The organism is Mesorhizobium kamtschaticum, from assembly GCF_056174585.1.
In genome coordinates, this window is the sequence record NZ_JBWBWI020000003.1 from 316,876 (window position 1) to 334,221 (window position 17,346).

The following is a 17,346-nucleotide window of genomic DNA, read 5'->3' on the forward strand; positions in this document are numbered from 1 at the left end:
AGGGGTTTGCGGACACCGCCGTTCGCTGTGTCCTTCCTCGTCTTCTTCCCGAAGACATCCCCCGGCCCGCGGAGCGGACGGGCCGGTGCAACCGCGGCCGAGCATCCCTGCCCGGCTGGCCGAGCGGGGCTCTTAGGCCCTGCGCAGGACGACGCGGCCGGGATCGCGAGCGGCGCGGTTGAGCGTCAGCGGCGCCGGCCCGCCCGATCTGCGAGCGGGCTTTATTCTTCCTCCGTTTTCCTTTCCTCATCCCTGCGACGTAGACCGGGGTATGGAGATAAGCGGAAAATTTAGCACGGCAAACTGGAGGTTAACGTCTTTGAACCTACGGACGCCGCGAGGAGCCCTCTAGCGGCTCGAAGCTGTCGCGCTGTGATCATGAGGTCACCCATTCATGGTCAGAAGGTCAGCTACGAACTCGTGCAGGACAAACGTTCCGGAAAGACGTCGACCGGCGAACTCCGAACCATCTGATGGAGGCTACCAGGCAGTCTTTCTCAACCCTTCCACATCGTTGAGCGAAGCCGCGCGCCTCGAACTCTAAAAGATATCGGGCCTTAGCCAAGCATTGCCTTCCCTGATCGCAGGATAGGCGCAGATGGCCAGCCGCGCCATTTTCTCAACTCGGCTCGCTCTATCATGATCATGGTCACGGCTGTTTCGCCACTTCGTAGAGGGCCTTGCCGAACGCCGCGTATGCTGTCTTGTGGACCTCAATCAGCGCTCGCAGGCCGTTGCAGGGTTCTCTGTCTCGGCGCTGCGGCTCCGTGGCGAGAGCCCACAAGGTTTTTGTTCTGTGTTTGTTCTTTCTGAAGAGAAACCCGGCTGCTAGCGGGGACCCCGGTATTGTCCCATTTCGGCACCAAAGTGCTGGCATTGCTCTTGCTTCGGACGTGGTGCCGGTTGATCCCGGTCCTGATCGCGTACTTTGATCAGGTATAGGCTCGCCGGGCTTGAGGTGGTTGGGGTTTCTTCGCCCGGCGAGTTCCGCCACGCTAAGAACAAAGGCCGGCGCCCTCGCTGAAGCTTATCCGAATGGCGCCGGCCACGGGCGGGATTGGGATCCGCCGCGCCTCGACATAGCTGAGTCGTTACGTCGCGTCAGGTGGTCGCGGACACTTTGGCTTTCCGCTTCGCAGGTGCCTTCTTGGCTGATGCGACGGGTTCAGCCTTGCGGCCAAGCCCGATGGACTTCGCCAGTTGCGAGCGCTGAGCGGCGTAATTCGGAGCCGTCATCGGATAGTCGCGCGGCAAGCCCCACTTCTCGCGATAGGCGTCCGGCGTCAAACCGAAGTCCGTGCTAAGGTGCCGCTTCAGGGATTTGAACTTCTTGCCGTCTTCGAGGCAGATAATGAAGTCTGGCGTCACCGACTTCTTCGGGTTGACCGCAGGAGTTTGCGGCTCAACGACAGGCGCGATCGGCGTACCAAGCCCGGACAGAGACATGTGCACGGATGCGATTAGTTCAGGCAGGCCGGTAGCCGGTACAGGGTTCTTACTTACGTAGGCGGACACAATCTCCGCAGTAAGCTCGGCTAGTACTACAGTTGCGGATCGTTTGATTTTCTGATTCAGTTCGACAGGTTATGGAGGAAACCATGTCTGTCGCTTCGTGGTCAGGGTCGTTGTTGGCTTGGGAGCAGGAGCTCTCGGCGCTAAAGGCACGGGTTGGTCGGGTGCTTCCTCGTCGTGAGCTGCGGGAGACAGGCGCAGATTTCCTTGACGGCCTTCTTTCCGGCATTGAGCGCAAGACGGGCTGGCTGATGGCAGAGCAGTCCGGAGCGGGGCGACCCTATCGGATGCAGTCGCTGTTGGGGCGCAGCCACTGGGATGCGGATCGGCTCCGAGACGAGGTTCGCGATTATGTGGTGGAGGCATTGGGCGATGAGGATGGCGTCCTCATCGTCGACGAGACCGGATTTGTGAAGAAGGGCGATCGCTCCGCCGGCGTCGCGCGTCAGTACTCGGGAACGGCGGGGCGGATCGAGAACAGCCAGATCGGCGTGTTCTTGGCTTACGCGAGCCGCTACGGCCAAGCGCTGGTCGATCGTCGGCTTTATCTGCCGGAGAGTTGGACAAAGGATCGGGCGCGATGTGCCAAGGCGTCGATCCCGGAGACGGTCGAGTTTGCGACCAAGCCGAAGATGGCGCGCGCCATGGTCGAGGCGGCGCTCGATGCCGGCGTCCCGTGCGCTTACGTTCTGGGCGACGCTGTCTACGGGGCGGACAGTAGCCTTCGCCGGATGCTGGAAGCTCGCGAGCAACCCTATGTCTTGGCGGTTCGCGGCGCTCACTTCATGCGCCGTGGAGGGGATCATCGGTTTGAGGAAACATCGCCCGAGGAACTGGCCGGCGAGCTCGCGTCCGAGGACTGGGTCTGTCATGCGGCAGGTGAAGGCGCCAAAGGGCCTCGGGTCTACGACTGGGCACGCATCCGCCGCCCTTGGACGTCAAAAGGTGGATTTGAGCATTGGCTTCTCGTTCGCCGCAAGCGATCGACCTCCGGAGAAAAAGCCTACTATCTGGTCTTCGCCCCGCCCGGTTCCTCCTTGGCCGAATTGGCGGCAGTGGCCGGCCTGCGCTGGGCAATAGAGGAGTGCTTTGAGCGTGCCAAGGATGATCTCGGACTTGATCATTGCGAAGCTCGGTCCTGGCACGGATGGCATCGCCACATGAGCCTGTGCATGGCTGCCCTGGCGTTCCTATCCAAGCTATCGGCTGATCTTCGCCGCAGCGCATGGAGCAAACCGAACGAAACGAGTCCAAAGGAGCCAATCGCCGCCTGATCCGGATGGCTGCACTCGTCCCGAGCGTCCCCGAGATCCGCTATCTCCTCGCCCGGATACTCATCTTTCCACCGACACAAAAACCCTTCATCATCGCATGGTCGCTATGGCGACGACGACATCAGGCTGCAGCTACCATCTCCCACTACAAACGGTGCGGATATCCGCAACTGTAGTACTAGAGCATTTTCCGTGAACGCCGAGTCAGATTTGGGATTCACGCGGTGGCGGAAGTCTGTTTCATTTTCCCTGTGATTCGCAGGGAGATGACGATGACACGCAGCTTGAGTGCGGACCTTCGCGGTCGGGTGATTTTGGCGATATCGGAGGGTGTTTCGATGCGAGAGGCAGCACGCCGGTTCCGGATCGGGATTGCTACGGCGGGGAACTGGTATCGCCGCTATCGCGAGACGGGTGAGATGGCGGCACGCAAGCAGGGCCAACCGTCGCGCTCGAAGCTTGATCCTCACGAAGCCTTCATCCTCGGCCTGATCGAGGAGACGCCCGACATCACTCTGGCGGAGATTGCCGAGAGGCTGGCGGCCGGGCATGGCGTGCGCGTGGTTCCTTCGACGATCTGGATGTTTCTCGACAGGCGCTGCGTCACGTTTAAAAAAAGACGGCGCATGCCAGCGAACAACAGCGCCCCGACGTCAAGGCGCGCCGTTGCGCCTGGTTCGACGGCCAGCTCGATCTCGACCCCGAGAAGCTGATCTTCATTGATGAGACTGCCGCCTCCACCAAGATGGCGCGGCTGCGCGGGCGGGCCAAACGTGGCGAACGCTGCCGTGCGCCGGTTCCTCATGGTCATTGGAAGACCACGACCTTCACCGCTGGACTGCGGCTGAACGGCCTGACCGCACCGATGCTGCTCGACGGGCCGATGAACGGCGCCGCCTTCCTGGCCTATGCCGAACAGGTGCTCGCACCTGAACTTTCTCCCGGCGACATCGTCGTCATGGACAACCTGCCGGCTCACAAGATCACCGGCGTTCGCGAGGCCATCCAAAGGACCGGCGCACGGCTTCTGTTGCTGCCGCCCTATTCGCCCGACTTCAATCCGATCGAGATGGCGTTCTCGAAGCTCAAGGCCCTACTCAGAAAAGCAGCTGCCCGCTCCATCGATCAACTCTGGTCCGTCATCGCCGACTGCCTCGACGCCTTCAAACCGGCCGAATGCCGAAACTACTTCGAGGCAGCCGGATATGACCCGGTGTAAGTCGAATCTGCTCTAGTTCGGCGGTGCGGTGGTCGGATTCTTCTGTCAATGTGTCGGTCCTTTTGTCTGATTTGTCCCATCTCTATTTGAGCAATGTCCAGTACGCAACCGGCCTGATCTATTCTAGGCCAATGATGGCGGCCGGCTTTGCGGCGCTGGGCAAGAGCGACGCCGAAATTGACGCGTTCTTTTTGGCCGTGACTAAAGCTGTAGACCAAAAAAGGCGGCCCGTCAGCCATCCAAGTGACGGGCCGATTGCATGCGGATTAGCTAAAATAACGGAACGTCCGACGGACAAGTACGGAACCAAAGCGGTTACGTCAGACCTTTGCTCGCATGGCGCAAGACTTTCGTCCTGCCGTCTTATGTTGAAGAACGGAAGTTGATCGGCACGACATAGGGCCATCCGCAACGGATCGATAGCAAACTGAATTTAGGCGGCTATGGTGTGAACGCGGAAGTCGGGTCAGATCCGCTTGAAGTCCTTAAGCCCTAGGCGTATCCGCTGGCCTTCCGCGAAGGCAAGGGCGACCGATTCTAGGTCGAATGATCGGGTAAGTTCTTCGCCGTTCCCAACAACACGGACGAACCACTCGCCCATGGCCTCGACTATCTCAACGGACGTGTGGTTTGCGCCGCCTTTGGTGTCGTCCATCGCAACTGCCTCGTGTCTGGATGGGGACAAGACGAAACAATATGACTGCTCGCCTTTGAAGCGCTAAAAGGCCGGCGCCTGCTTTTGCGGGGGGCTCTGGCAGGCGCCGGCCGGACGGTCCAATCAGGTCCGCCGCGATGATCCAGTTAGCTGATTCTTGACGTTGCGTCATCTGGTCTGGCTGGGCGGAGCCGAGCATGACCGAAACGTGGCATCAACATGGGTAAGCAGTTCGGCGCGCCTCCTGCATCGCCTGCACCCGAGCGGCCTTGAACCTTTGCCGCCGGTCAATGGCTGACAATGATCGGCAGCCTGTATCGAGCTTGCTATGCGGCTGCACGCGGATCCTGGCCATCAATCGAAGACGCAAGATCGGTTTCGATTTCAGCAAGCCGCCCGCGCTTCTCAGCCAGTTCACCAGAGAACCCAAACTCGCCGCCCTCACGCGAGCGATAGGAGGTGAGCCGGCGCTCGGCATCCTCAAGACGCTGGCGGTATCGTTCCTGCTCGCCCTCAAAGCCGGCCAAGGGGTGCTCGAGGCGAGAAATCGCACCAAGCGGCGTGGTGGTCACCGGCAGCTCGATCTCATCATCGGCGCCGGTGCGCATCAGCCTGGTGGCATAGCGGTAGCTGTCCTTGCCGAAACGCTCGCCGGAATATTCGCAATCGAACCCGCCGATGGAGGCGATAGTGGTTTCGCCTTCCTTCTGAAGCTGCACGAGAGTCAGGATTTCCTTCATCAGCGCACGACCGGCGAGTTTGCGCTCCATGAACGCGTCGCCCCCGACCACCATGCTGAACCCATCGCCGGTCGTCGGCACGAGGCGCTCGATGTCCTTCCCGACCTCTCCGATGCGCCGGGTTGAGTATTCGATGTCGCGCTCGGCGTCGCGGATCTGCCGTCGAACGGCGTGCTCATCATCGATGTGGGCCGCGCGAAGGCGCTCCAGACGGGCAATGTCTGCCTCCAGACCTGCCTTCTGCATCAGACGCGGATCGCCAGAGGCGATCGCCTTGGCCATCGCGAACTGGTTGGCCTGCCCCTCACCCATATCCTCCAACCGCCGAATGGACGTGTCTCCGGACAGAGCGGCCGCGACGAACCGGGCCTTGCGCTCGTTGTTCTGCCACATCTGGGCGTCCATCGATCCTTCCGTAGCGTAGGCGAAGATATCGATGACATCGTGCTGGTTGCCCTGCCGCAGGATACGACCTTCGCGCTGCTCGATCTGGGAGGGAAGCCAGGGCACATCGAGGTGATGCAGCGCCTTGAGGCGAAGCTGCGCGTTGACGCCGGTGCCCATCGTGTCGGAAGAGCCGACTAGGAACCGGATTTTTCCAGCGCGCACATCACCGAACAGGCGCTGCTTGGCTTCCGACTTCTTAAAGTCCTGCATGAAGGCAATTTCCGATGCCGGAACGCCCCTGCGGATCAGCTCGTCGCGAATCCAGCGATAGGCCGAGAAGCCTCTGGTTTTCTCGACGCTGATCGTGCCGAGATCGGAGAAAATCATCTGCGCTGCGCCCGCAAGCTCGAACGGCTTGCCGTCGGCGCGGACATAGCTGCTTTGCGCTGTTTCTTGCCAGATACGGAAGGCATTACCGATCAGGCCGTTGAGCTTGTTGTCCGTCTCATTGTCATTGTCCGGATCGACCAGGCGCAGGTCGATAGCAGCGTGCCGGCCATCGGTGATAACCGAGAGCAGGATGTCGTCACCAGGTTCTGCCGGACGGTCGCGTTCCTCGATGGCCTTGATGCGGGCGTCGAGCACCATCTGGTAGCGCTTGAAGGCGGCGGACGGCTTGGCGGTGATAATCTGACGTGCGCCGGTCGAAAGCGCCGGCACCTTCACATATTCCCGAAGGTCTTGCGGCATCACCACATCCGCGAAAGAGCGGAACATGGCGATCAGCTCCGGCACGTTGACGAAGGTGGCGAAGCGCGTCACCGGCTTGTATTTGCCGGATGGCTGCAATTCGAGTTCAGTCGTGACGTCGCCGAAGGTCGAAGCCCAGGCGTCGAACTCGTGCAGGCCGCGCCGAAGCAGCGCCTCGTAACCGAGATAGCGCTGCACCGAGAACATCTCGCCAAGCGTATTGGTGATCGGCGTGCCGGAGGCCAGCACGAGCGCCCGGCCCGGATTCTTCGTCTCCACGAAGCGAGATTTGACATAAAGGTCCCAGGCCCGCTGCGAGCCGTTTGGATCGACGCCCTTGAGCGTCGACATGTTGGTGGCGAAGCTGAGCTTCCTGAACTCCTGGGCTTCGTCGACGATGATCTGGTCGACGCCGATCTCGGAGATGGTGAGCAGCTCGTCCTTGCGGGTCGCCAGCGCCTCCAGCCGTTCCTTGAGCCCCTCCTTCAGCCGCTCAAGGCGCTTGCGCGAGACGCGGTCGTCGCTCTCGACCTTGGTCAGCAGCGTCTCGTAGAGTTCCAGTTCGTCGTGGATCATCTGTTGCTCGAATGCCGACGGCACACCGATGAAGCGGAAGGCGCTGTGCGTGATGATGATCGCGTCCCAGGCGGCGGTCGCCGCCCGTGACAGGAAGCGATGTCGCTTGTCCTTGGAAAAATTCGTCTCATCGGCCACCAGGATTCGCGCGGTCGGATAGAGCGCCAGAAATTCGCGGGCCGCCTGTGCAAGGCAATGGCCGGGAACGACCAACATGGCCTTGGCGATCAAGCCAAGCCGGCGCTGCTCCATGACGCCCGCGGCAATCGTCATGGTCTTGCCGGCGCCGACGGCATGGGCGAGGTAGGTCGAGCCGGCAGAGACGATGCGCCAGATGCCGCGCTTTTGGTGCCCATAAAGAAAAGGCGCCGGAGGCGCCTGGAAGTCGCAGGTGATCCCCGTTGAATCTTCGGGGAGCGATGTTGTTGAAGCGGTCATTGTAGACCCGCGCCAGGCGGTCGGTCCGGTCGGGATCGGACCAGATCCAGTTCTGGAAAGCGGTCTTGATCTTCTGCAGCTTTTCCTTGGCGGCTTCCGTATCCACAACATTGAGCACGCGCTTTTCAGCATGGTCCTCCTTCACCGTATCGAAGATCTGCGGTACCCGGCTGTTCAGTGCGTCGGCTATGAGCTCGCCGGCATGACGGCGATCGGTGCCCCATTCGGACGTGCCGGCCGCCATCCATCCCAATTGCCGCGCCTCTACGGTCCACGATGCCAGCTCCGGCATATGATGGATCCTGATCTCGGCACCCATCGTCTCCTTGACGAAGGCGACGACATCGGCGGCGGGGATCCAAGGTGCGCCAAGACGCGCCGTAATATCGGAAGGCCGAAGATCGGCCGGCTGAACCTCGACCAGGGCACGAACATTGCGCTCGAAGACGGGGTCGAGTGCGGCAGCGGCTTTTGCGGCCTTGAGCTTGTCGCGGACCTGACCGGAGAGATAGGCGTCGGCCGTTTGCCAGGAGCCGGTCTCGGGATCCCGGTAAATGGCGTCGCCGAGTTCGGAGATGACGTCATCGACATCCTCATGCAGCAGCTCGGCGATGTGACCGATCTCAACATGGCCGCGTTCGTTGAGCACGACGGCAAGCGCATCGGCGGCACTTGTGATGATGGGTGCCGCGGGCGGCGCGATGACGCGCTCGGTGAAAATCGGACCCGGCCGGGCGGTATTGGTTTCGAGATCGTAGTCCTCGATGGAGGCGACCAGCCAGCAATCGGGATCGTCGAGGAAGGGCTGCAGGTTCGGCCGGCGATGCACTTCGCGGACCTCGCCGGTCTCGGCGTCCTCGCTGGTCGAAACGACGGTCGTGTTGATCGGGCCGAAGGCGCGCACAAAATTCGACCAGGCGATGCGCAGCCTGACCTGGGCCGGCTTCCAGGGCCGGTCGAACTCCTGGGCCTTCAGGACTTCACGCACGGCATCACGGATCGGGATCAATTTGCGGATGATACGCGCGTGCTTTTCCGGCACACCTTCAGCCGCGCTGCCCTTGCGCACCGTGATGATCACAGCAGCGCCATCGATCATTTGCGCGAGGGCGGCATTTTCCGCGACGAAGAAACTGCCCTCGCGCACGCCGGCGCCTTCTGGCAAGGCATCGACGATATCGGCACTGGGCTCGGCGTCATGATCAATTTCGTCCGGCTCGCCGTCATAAATTTCTTCCGGAAGGAGGGAGATCGCTGCGGTGAGCGCCCGCTCCAGATCGACACCGGGATGGGGCAGGCAGGAATAGGCCTCGCCGTAAGGCCCCGAGATCGTGGCATGCGTGCCGAGCACGAAATCCGGGTGGCGCGCGAACCAGCGGTTCACGCGGATCGCGCCTTCATCGTGCGTCGCCTGGCGGACTTCCTCGATGTCGAGCCAGGACAGATTACCTTCGGGCTCGGCGACCTTGCGCTTGCGGAAAAGAGGATGTCGACCACGACGTCCGTGCCGGCGTCAGTTCGGAAACTGCCCTCGGGCAAGCGCATGGCGGCAATCAGGTCGGCCGACTTCGCAATGTGCTTGCGCGCGGTGCTGTCTGCCTTGTCCATCGTGCCTGAGCTGGTGACGAAGGCGGCAAGAGCCCCCGGCTTCAGCAGATCGACCGAACGGGCAATGAAGTAGTCATGCAGCCGCAATGCCATCGACCGATACGCCTGATCGGAGCGCACGGTTCGATCAGAAAACGGAGGATTGCCGATGGCGAGGTCGAAGCTCGCCGGCAACTCGGTTCGGGCGAAATCGCCGGCTATGATCCGCGCTTGCGGCTGCAACAGCCGGGCGATGCGGGCGGTGACGGGATCGATTTCGATCCCAGTGACATGGGAAACATCGCGCAACGACTGCGGCATCAGTGCCGGAAACAGGCCGGTTCCGACGCCTGGTTCAAGAACCCGACCGCCGCGCCATCCGAGACGCTGAAGGCCTGACCAGATCGCCCGGATGACGAACTCCGGGGTGAAGTGGGCATATTGGGTGCAGCGCGCGAGCGAGGCATAGTCGATCTCGCCGACAGCATCTTCCAGGTCCGAGCCGATCTCGCCCCAGCCCTTACGGAATTCGCTCTCGCCGGGACGGCGGAAGATACCATTGGCAAGGTCGGAAGCGCCGAAGCCGGTGAACCGGATCAGCCGCTCCTGCTCCGCGCGCGTGGCAGAGCGCTCATCGGCCTCGATCTCGGCGGCGAGCCGGATCGAAGCGATGTTGTCGCGGGCCCGATCCTTCCAGCTACGGGCCAGCCCACGATCGCCGGCAAGATGAAAGTTCAGTCCATGACCCCGTCGAGGCTTCGACGTCGGTTGCATGGCTGCAACCGCCGGCGTGACCGGCGAAGGCGCGGAAGAATTGGGATCATCGTCATCGCCCGGCCCGAAGTCAGCCGCGAAGGCGGTGACGCCAAGGCCAAGTCCGGACGAAATGGCCGTGCTGCCTAACAGGTCGATGGTAAGGGGTCGTCATGAGCCATGGAAAATCTCCTTGGATTTGAGGGCAAGCGCGAGCACGCGGACGCCGTTGGCGGCCGCGTGAAAGGGCTGGCGGGTTTGCTGGGATTACTGGCGGGTTTGCTGGGGTTAGCGGGCGATCAGCGAGAGCGAGACTTCGGTCTCGGTGAGCTGCACGTTGAGATGCGTGCAGCGAAGGTTGCGATCGAACAGCGGGATCAGTTGCTCGGCGTCGATGAATTCGATGCCGTCGTCGCCGCCGAAATGGCGCTGCTTGTAGTGAAACCAGTCGGGGTTGCCGATCGGGTGGCATTCTTCGGAATAGCAAAGGAGCGCCTTCTGGCCCTCGGCGAGCTTACCATTCGAAAGCACATACACGCCCTCGTCTCCGACCAACCACAGGCCGGGGATCTCGCCCTGGCCGGGCTTGAGGCCATAATAGGGATTGCGAAAACCGCCATTGGCGGCGGCATCGGTTTTTCCGCGCTCGATGACCTTGCGAACTGCAAGAATGGGAAAAGTGAACATCGCATCCCCCTCACGCGGCAACGGCCAGGGGGAGATGGCGCAGATGCACCGGCAGCTTGGCCGCGATCTCATCATCGGTGAGCTCGTCGAGCAGCTTCAGCATGGTGCCCTGCCGGCCGCCATAACAGAGCACCGTGCGCTTGCCTCGATGCTTCGGCAGCCAGCGGTCCCCGGCATAGCCACGGTAATCGTCGTGCGTGGCGCTCCAGATGTGCTCCAGCCGCTCTTCGCGCGTCATCGCCTTCACCGGCCAGGACTCGCGCTCGACGATGGCATACCGCATTTCGGCAGGCGATCGCGCCACATTCAGATCGCAATAGGCATGATAGTAACGCGTTCCGCCGTCGATGCGCAGTGTGTAGAAGACGCTGGTGATGCTATCGGTAAGGAACTCGCGTAGCGCGAACATCTCGCCTCGCATCCAGAGCGGTGGCAGAATTTCCAGCATGTAGTCGTGCTCGACGCGGCCGACTCCAAACCACTCGCCGCTATAAAGAGATCCGGCATCGACGTGATCCCGGTTCGGGCGCTGCGCATGGCGGTCGAACAAACGGAACATCTGCCGGCGGTCGGCAATGCCCTGGTAGACTTTACGGATGGGAGAAAAAGGGTTCATCGGCGGGCTCCTTCGGCCTCGTCGGGCTGACCTCGTGGATGCCCATCATCTTCAGCCCTTCATGACCCCTTCCCCGCGGCCGCCTCTCCGTCCGGGCGGGTCAAGGGCCGGCGCAGCCGGGCGAAGCTTCACCCTTGCACGCGACCGGCGGGCATGCGGCAGCCGGGTTCCCTTTTCTTTTCTCCCTTCTTGCCCTCCCCAATTTGACGGTGCGAACCGGCTGTCATGGCCGCGTGACGCACCCTTTCAAGTTGACATGACCATGGCAAAGCGGGGCGGCGATCTTCAATTCTGCAGCGGCAGTTGAGTGATCGGCACCGTCAGGGGGATGCCGCGTCCTGCAGCATCGCGTTCCAGTCTTCGGCGAGCGGCTTTAACCGCTCAAAGTCGCAGGCGAGCTCGCCGGCAAGCTCACGCAGCCTCGATACGAATGTCTCACCCTGCGGGTTGGCGTCGGTGGCCGCTACAAGCCGCGTGTTCGGCCTTCCTGCCAACAGGCGAAGAGCCGTGTCCGTCGCCGGCGACCAACCGCCGCCGGTGCTGGCATACAGCGTGTCGCGCCGGATCCGTTCGATCGCGGCCAGGCTCATGGCGTCGATCGCCGCTTCGGTGACGCAGATGCGGGTGGCTGTCACCGTCCCCAACCGGAACAACACCTTGCCGCCTCCGGCCGCAAAACCACGCCATTGTGGGCCGCGCTCCTCCCAGCCGGTGACGATACCGGCCGCGTCGCTGTGGGCGGCCCACATGCTGCCGCGCGGGCCTTCCCTCAGAACGTCCTGAGCGATCGCTGTCGCGATGACCTGTTCGGGAATGTGCCGCTCATCGCGCAGATAGCGCCAGGTCGCCGACCCGCGCCACGGCTTGCGTCGCGCCGCCCATCGTTCCGTGACGGAATAGTCGGGTTCGGTCTCCCGGGACTGCCGTTTCCATTCGGGCTCGCTCGGCACGAATCCCACAAGCGACGCTACCTGCACCAAGGCATCCAGGAAATCGCCGCCATCCAGATGCTGCACCAGCAAATAGACATCGCCCTTTGCATCCGACAAGGGGTCGAACCATCCCTTGCCGTCATGGATGACAATGATGATATCGTCGCCACGACGGTATTTGACCGCTTTGCGCGTGCTTTCCTTGAGGTCGACCGTGAAGCCGCTGGTCTCCAGCACCGCCGCACAGCCGACCCGGCCGCGCAGCGCTTCTATATCCGTCTTTTCCATTTTTTCTCTCCCGGCAGCCTTCCGGCCGGCCTTTCTCCAAGTCTATTTCTTCCACACAATTCGCGGAACACTCGGCGACCGCCGCGAAGAGCAAAGGGCGCAAGGGCGCGGCTTCCGCCGCGGCGCAGCCTCCCTTGCGGCCTGCCGCTCGCAAGCGGCACGCCCTGGCATAGATGCCGGTTCAATGAACCGGCCGGCCTCCTGTGTATGGACAGTATTCGGCGATCGCCTCGACCTCGTCGCCGTCGAGGTCTTCGGCAGGGAGAACGCCGTACTCGTTGTCATTGACCTTGAAGAGGATGACCGGCGTCATCAGGGTGCGAGCGAGGTTCCAGGCGTGGCTCTGAGCGAGGCTGAGTTCGTGCGACATTTGTTTGGCTCCCGTGTTCGCGGGGACCATTCCCCGCTCGACAGGCGCCCGTCGGGTCCAGCCGGGACCGCGATCATCGCGATGGCGAAGCCTTGAGCGACGGCACGCTTGCGTAGTCCGACCCCGAAGCGGGTTGATCGGCAAGGTCCGGGCTGGAACAAGGGAATTAAGCCGAAAGAGCGGGAAATGGGCTCTGCACAGGAGCCAAGTCACTCGCCGCGAAACCTCGCGGATTCATGCCTGCAGCACTTGCGGCTGACTTATCCCGGCTTCAACAAGGTTTAGGCGAAAAAACCGTTCTCCCTGTTCCGACGATGCCGCCACGATAGTGGCGTCCGCACAAAGAACTCCATCAGGGCACACCATGGCCGACGAGAATACGAGAGGCACATCAGCCTGATCGGGCTGACCGCCGATAAGTTGTCGCCTGGGATTGGCAGTGAAGGAACTTCAGATGCTGCGTATCCAGGTCGCTGTATCCCGATCAAATCACGCTTCGCTCGGTAGCTGCCCCTCGAGGAGCGCGGAGGCTATCTCGTCCTTAGTCCAGCCGGATTCCGCCGCGTGCTGAACTAATTGCTGGAGGGCCGGCTCCAAGGCGAACTGGCATTGAAGGCCGCGGTCCGGATGGTCGACCGGGCAGCTTGGTTGCACGATAGCAATGTTTGATTGCTTCATTGCAGGCCATGGGCTCTCGCCCCGCTCCTTTAGCCAAACCAGGCGCGCCAGCTCACACGTTCTTCGTGCGCGGCTCGGCAACCGCCTCATCTTGTCGACCAGCTGCTCCAGCGATCCCGCGCGTTCCAACTCCTTAAAGAAATGACGCGGCGTGACGCTGCCCAGCCCGTGGGAGCCGACAGGCCGGTGCCGTCCGACCTCACGATCACGGTGCCGAGATGTTTTGTCAGTTCCGTCACGTGGCCGCTGCTGTGGTCGCGCACGAAGGATGGAATCACGTCGTGCAATTGTCATTCGTTGCCGCGACTGGTTATATGGTTGCCGCCGATAGTCAAAAGGGGAGCTTCCATGAATCCGATCAGACAGGTTCTCAACGTCCTGCTCCCCATCCGCCGAATTTCCGGCAAGAGCCCGGTCCGCTACAGGACAACCGCCCAAGCTCTTTCGTCGGCAATCCGGATCACACGCCGCCGCAAAGCTGTCGATCTTGCTGCATCATTCGCCACTGGATCTGTAATCGAGGAGATCGAAAACAGTTCTTTGCCTTGGGAATTCCTGAAGGACAGATCCCACGATGCTGCCCCGGAACCGACGCCTGCCATGGCCAAGAAAACTGTCGGAAATTCCGATGAGTTCGCGGAGTGGCATCGCCTGCTATCAAGATGAAAGCAGACCGCATTGCCTCACGAAAAATGTTGCCGGGTGGCGTCCGTTGCCTCACCTCGTCACCGTTGGCATACGAGAAAAAACCAGACCATCGCCGGCAAAGTGCGGGTCGTGCCATTCATGTATTTAGCTACTGACCAAACGGCTTCGCAGCAATGCAAAGAATGTCGTCTATCCGGACAGGTTTCCCGATTAAATAGCCTTGAGCTTCGTCACACCTGACGCGGCGAAGATAGTCGAGCTGTTCGGGAGTTTCGACGCCTTCGGCCGTTACCTCGATTCGAAGCTCGTGCGCCAGTTCAATCAGTGATCTCACAATCGCGGCGCAGTCCACATCGGTGAGCATATCCTGGACAAAAGATCGGTCGATCTTTAGCCGCGAAAGAGGCAATTTACGAAGATACGTGAGTGATGAAAAGCCAGTGCCAAAATCGTCAAGCGCGACTGTGATGGATAGAAAACTCAACGATTGTAACAATGAAATAGCGTCTTCAAAATCGGAAATCAGCACCGATTCGGTGATCTCGACCTCCAGTCTTTGGGGCTCCAAACCGGCTTCAGCCAAGGCCATTACAATTCCATCCAGCAAGGCCTTGTCCTTAAGCTGCACTGCCGACAAATTGACGGAAACCCGCAAGTCGCGCGGCCATTGTGCCGCGGCCAAGCAAGCCGTCTTGGCGGCCCAATGTCCGATGCCGTGAATCAATCCGGTTTCTTCAGCGATAGGAATGAACTCCGATGGAGGAATCGCGCCGAGGGTCGGATGCTGCCAGCGCAGAAGCGCTTCAAAACCGCGGATGCGATCGCTCCCGAGGTCGAGAAAGGGTTGAAATGCAAGCCAGAGCTGGTCATTGGCGAGCGCAGATGCCAGATCGCGCTCAAGGGCATGGCGCCTTGCAGCAGCTTCATCGTCATTTGCGCTGAAAAACTGGATGGAGCCCGCCCCCCGCGTCTTGGCCCTGTATAGCGCGGTATCGACGCACCGCAGGAGCTGGTTGGTATCCAAACCGTCAGTGGGCGCCAAAGCGATGCCGATAGAGGCCTTACAATATATTTCGCGGCCTTCGATCAAGAACGGCGCGCGCATGACATCTATGATCTGTTTAGCCAGGGACCTGATTTGATCTGGCCTGATATCGCGTGGAGCGATTATTGCAAATTCGCCGCCCTCCAACCTAGCAATGTCATCGCTCTCCCGCGTTGATTTGCGAAGTCTCGCAGCCACTTCGACCAAAAGGGCATCCGCCATTGCTCGACCAAAGTGATCATTCACCTCGTCGAAATTATTCAGATCGAACAACAGTAACGCAAAGTGTCGGTCAAACTGCTTTGCGTCCAGCAACGCGCTCTCGAGCCGCTCATTGAAGCTGAACCGGTTTGGCAGACTCGTTAGAACATCCCTGCGAATGGCATTTTCACTTTCCGCTTGTAGAACGAAGCGTTGGGTAAATTCGGACGCGTGAGCAAGCACTGCACGAAACAGCGTGATGGCGTAGCTCACTATCAGGATTGCGACGGGCAGATTGACGGCGTCTCCACCCGCACAATGGCAACCGCCGAACCGACGAAGATCGGTAGCGTATACGCGATGGCCGCAATAGGAATCGTGTAAAAGGAAGCGGCACCGCCTGCGATCATCCCTGCGCTCAGGCAGGTGATGACGACCTGGGCGGCACTTGTTGCCCCACTGAAGAACAGAATGGGAAGTGCGCCCCACCAAGTACCGAACAGGAAGGCGTTCCGCACCAGGTTTTGCGTAGTCCGGCGAGACACCGACCTTGGTTTGACTGACCGAAACGATGATCTCGCTCTCAAGCCCACGAAACCAGCGGCGACGATGATCCCACTCGCCCAGACGATGGCTTTCGTCTGGTCGGGCGAGCCCCAAACCGCCATAACAAGAGTGGCTGCATTGAGTATATTCGCAACCATGCCAAGAAGGGTATTGCGAAGCACGATACTGACCTGCTCCGCTCTAATGCGGCCGGCAAGTGGTTCGATCGTCGAGGGCCCGCCAAAAGCCCGCAGGTCGCCCGCCAGAAGGTCACCGAGCCTTGCGGCAGACAGACGCTGCATCACTCTTTCACCCCCCGCGCTAGAGTAGTCGCTGCGTGTTGATCCCCTACCGAACAATTCGGTAAAAGTAAATTTCAACCGCAAATTTTGACAACCCAGTTCGAAAGCCCCGAACGCCCGCCGAACCTTTCGCACCGGCCCGTCCGCGCGCCATCGGGGACCCAAGGCTCCGCCTGCTCCGGCGGTCAAGCCAACCTGGCCTTCGAATTGTATGGTCGAGGCGAGGCTGAATGAGGAGCGAGTCTCGGATGAATTCCCCGGTGATTTTCACGAGCCGCATTCCTCGTGCCTGCCGAGACGGCAGATTACGGATTTTCCAAAGGATATACATATGCCGCTCAAATTGCGCTCGCCTTGGGCGGCGCGGGCTGGGTCACCGCCTGGTCGGGGGTTGGCGTGAGCGTACAGCTGGCGAGCCCGCGCTGGGTCGTGGGGCGGACCATCTCGATCTATTATGCATTGATAGACGGCGGCATCGCTGCCGGCAGCTGGGTATGGGGCACGGCTTCCCAGAACTATTCCCTGACCTTGGCGCTGGAGGGTTCCGCTGGAGCCCTGTTGCTGGTCGCCGCAGCCGGCGTGCTGTTTCCTCTTCGCGAGCGCCACGAGTCCGAGCCCGATTCTTTGGTGGAATTCGACGCCCCAGCTGTCGCTCTCAATCTGAAACCAAGAAGCGGCCCGATCGTGGTCAAGGTCGAATATCTGATAGCCGAAAGAAATGTCGAGGCCTTCCTCGACCTCATGCGGCAGCGCAGGCATGTCCACAGCCGCGTCGGCGCTCGGAACTGGACGCTCCAGCGTAACCTTCAGAAGCCTATGCAATGGACAGAAACGTTCCGCACGCCGACCTGGACGGACTGGACGAGCGTGTCTTCCAGTTGCATGGGGGAGAGGAAGTGCCTCAAATGACGCTTGCGATTGAGCGTCCGACAAGCTCGGCCCGCAAACCCTATCAGTCAATCCTTCACCTTCCCCGTCATTGAAGCCCGACCGGCCCATATCACCCGTGATCGCTAACGTATGGCGCTCAACCGAAATGGGCTGGATCACATCGCCGTGCCGGTGGTCCCGGAACTAGAGGCCCGGGCTGGCCTCAAGGAAATCACCCCCCGCTCAACGCGGATCCTCACCGAAACGGGTTC

At 61.0% G+C, this 17,346-nt stretch carries 11 protein-coding genes and 2 pseudogenes; 4 read left to right on the forward strand and 9 right to left on the reverse strand.

Translation table 11 applies throughout. From position 1 onward, the window contains the following. Nucleotides 1–1,101: 1,101 nt before the first annotated feature. Nucleotides 1,102–1,575: a MucR family transcriptional regulator gene (locus AC0V7N_RS40625; protein ID WP_496628729.1), complete on the reverse strand. Its 474-nt coding sequence runs from the start codon at nt 1,573–1,575 to the stop codon at nt 1,102–1,104. Between the two features lie 23 nt (nt 1,576–1,598). On the opposite strand from AC0V7N_RS40625, the gene AC0V7N_RS40630 reads away from it, so the two are divergent. Next, a complete protein-coding gene (locus AC0V7N_RS40630) occupies nt 1,599–2,786 on the forward strand; it encodes an IS701 family transposase (RefSeq protein ID WP_496628545.1) in 1,188 nt (395 codons plus the stop codon). Between the two features lie 272 nt (nt 2,787–3,058). Then, a protein-coding gene (locus tag AC0V7N_RS40635) for an IS630 family transposase (protein WP_496628546.1) occupies nt 3,059–4,005 on the forward strand; the annotation gives its coding sequence in 2 pieces (ribosomal slippage) (nt 3,059–3,407 and nt 3,407–4,005; 948 coding nt in all). A gap of 466 nt (nt 4,006–4,471) precedes the next feature. On the opposite strand, the gene AC0V7N_RS40640 is transcribed toward AC0V7N_RS40635, so the two are convergent. The 6 genes and pseudogenes from AC0V7N_RS40640 to AC0V7N_RS40665 all read right to left on the reverse strand — a co-directional run bounded on the left by AC0V7N_RS40640 (nt 4,472) and on the right by AC0V7N_RS40665 (nt 12,784). Next, the gene (locus AC0V7N_RS40640) at nt 4,472–4,660 is read right to left on the reverse strand and encodes a hypothetical protein (protein WP_006205775.1); all 189 of its coding nucleotides are present in this window, start codon (nt 4,658–4,660) and stop codon (nt 4,472–4,474) included. A gap of 326 nt (nt 4,661–4,986) precedes the next feature. Then, a pseudogene (locus AC0V7N_RS40645) lies at nt 4,987–10,073 on the reverse strand (helicase-like domain-containing protein). A 106-nt stretch (nt 10,074–10,179) separates the two neighbouring features. After that, on the reverse strand, nt 10,180–10,578 hold the full coding sequence (locus tag AC0V7N_RS40650) for a DUF3085 domain-containing protein (protein ID WP_496628547.1): 399 nt from the start codon (nt 10,576–10,578) through the stop codon (nt 10,180–10,182). A gap of 10 nt (nt 10,579–10,588) precedes the next feature. Further along, a complete protein-coding gene (locus AC0V7N_RS40655; protein WP_496628548.1) occupies nt 10,589–11,194 on the reverse strand; it encodes a DUF1419 domain-containing protein in 606 nt (201 codons plus the stop codon). 320 nt (nt 11,195–11,514) lie between these two features. Further along, nucleotides 11,515–12,414: a DUF3991 domain-containing protein gene (locus AC0V7N_RS40660; protein WP_496628549.1), complete on the reverse strand. Its 900-nt coding sequence runs from the start codon at nt 12,412–12,414 to the stop codon at nt 11,515–11,517. A gap of 181 nt (nt 12,415–12,595) precedes the next feature. After that, a complete protein-coding gene (locus AC0V7N_RS40665; RefSeq protein WP_006205770.1) occupies nt 12,596–12,784 on the reverse strand; it encodes a hypothetical protein in 189 nt (62 codons plus the stop codon). A gap of 1,026 nt (nt 12,785–13,810) precedes the next feature. Between AC0V7N_RS40665 and AC0V7N_RS40670 the strand changes: the two genes are divergently transcribed. Beyond that, entirely contained in the window at nt 13,811–14,128 is a 318-nt protein-coding gene (locus AC0V7N_RS40670) for a hypothetical protein (RefSeq protein ID WP_496628550.1), read from the forward strand. Nucleotides 14,129–14,258: 130 nt separating this feature from the next. Here the strand turns inward: AC0V7N_RS40670 and AC0V7N_RS40675 are convergent, their stop codons facing one another. After that, nucleotides 14,259–15,629 carry an EAL domain-containing protein gene (locus AC0V7N_RS40675; protein WP_496628551.1) on the reverse strand — a complete coding sequence of 457 codons (1,371 nt, stop codon included), beginning with the start codon at nt 15,627–15,629 and terminating at the stop codon, nt 14,259–14,261. A 2-nt stretch (nt 15,630–15,631) separates the two neighbouring features. Beyond that, nucleotides 15,632–16,204 carry a hypothetical protein gene (locus AC0V7N_RS40680; protein ID WP_496628552.1) on the reverse strand — a complete coding sequence of 191 codons (573 nt, stop codon included), beginning with the start codon at nt 16,202–16,204 and terminating at the stop codon, nt 15,632–15,634. 336 nt (nt 16,205–16,540) lie between these two features. Between AC0V7N_RS40680 and AC0V7N_RS40685 the strand changes: the two are divergent. Beyond that, nucleotides 16,541–17,187 (forward strand): annotated as a pseudogene (locus AC0V7N_RS40685) (MFS transporter); the annotation flags it as partial. Between the last annotated feature and the right edge of the window lie 159 nt (nt 17,188–17,346).

Excerpts from the sequence above, each read along its gene's own strand:
- AC0V7N_RS40640 (WP_006205775.1), bottom strand. The coding sequence starts at position 4,660 with ATGGACGACACCAAAGGCGGCGCAAACCACACGTCCGTTGAGATAGTC.
- AC0V7N_RS40680 (WP_496628552.1), bottom strand. The coding sequence starts at position 16,204 with ATGCAGCGTCTGTCTGCCGCAAGGCTCGGTGACCTTCTGGCGGGCGAC.
- AC0V7N_RS40665 (WP_006205770.1), bottom strand. The coding sequence starts at position 12,784 with ATGTCGCACGAACTCAGCCTCGCTCAGAGCCACGCCTGGAACCTCGCT.
- AC0V7N_RS40650 (WP_496628547.1), bottom strand. The coding sequence starts at position 10,578 with ATGTTCACTTTTCCCATTCTTGCAGTTCGCAAGGTCATCGAGCGCGGA.
- AC0V7N_RS40655 (WP_496628548.1), bottom strand. The coding sequence starts at position 11,194 with ATGAACCCTTTTTCTCCCATCCGTAAAGTCTACCAGGGCATTGCCGAC.
- AC0V7N_RS40660 (WP_496628549.1), bottom strand. The coding sequence starts at position 12,414 with ATGGAAAAGACGGATATAGAAGCGCTGCGCGGCCGGGTCGGCTGTGCG.
- AC0V7N_RS40670 (WP_496628550.1), top strand. The coding sequence starts at position 13,811 with ATGAATCCGATCAGACAGGTTCTCAACGTCCTGCTCCCCATCCGCCGA.
- AC0V7N_RS40630 (WP_496628545.1), top strand. The coding sequence starts at position 1,599 with ATGTCTGTCGCTTCGTGGTCAGGGTCGTTGTTGGCTTGGGAGCAGGAG.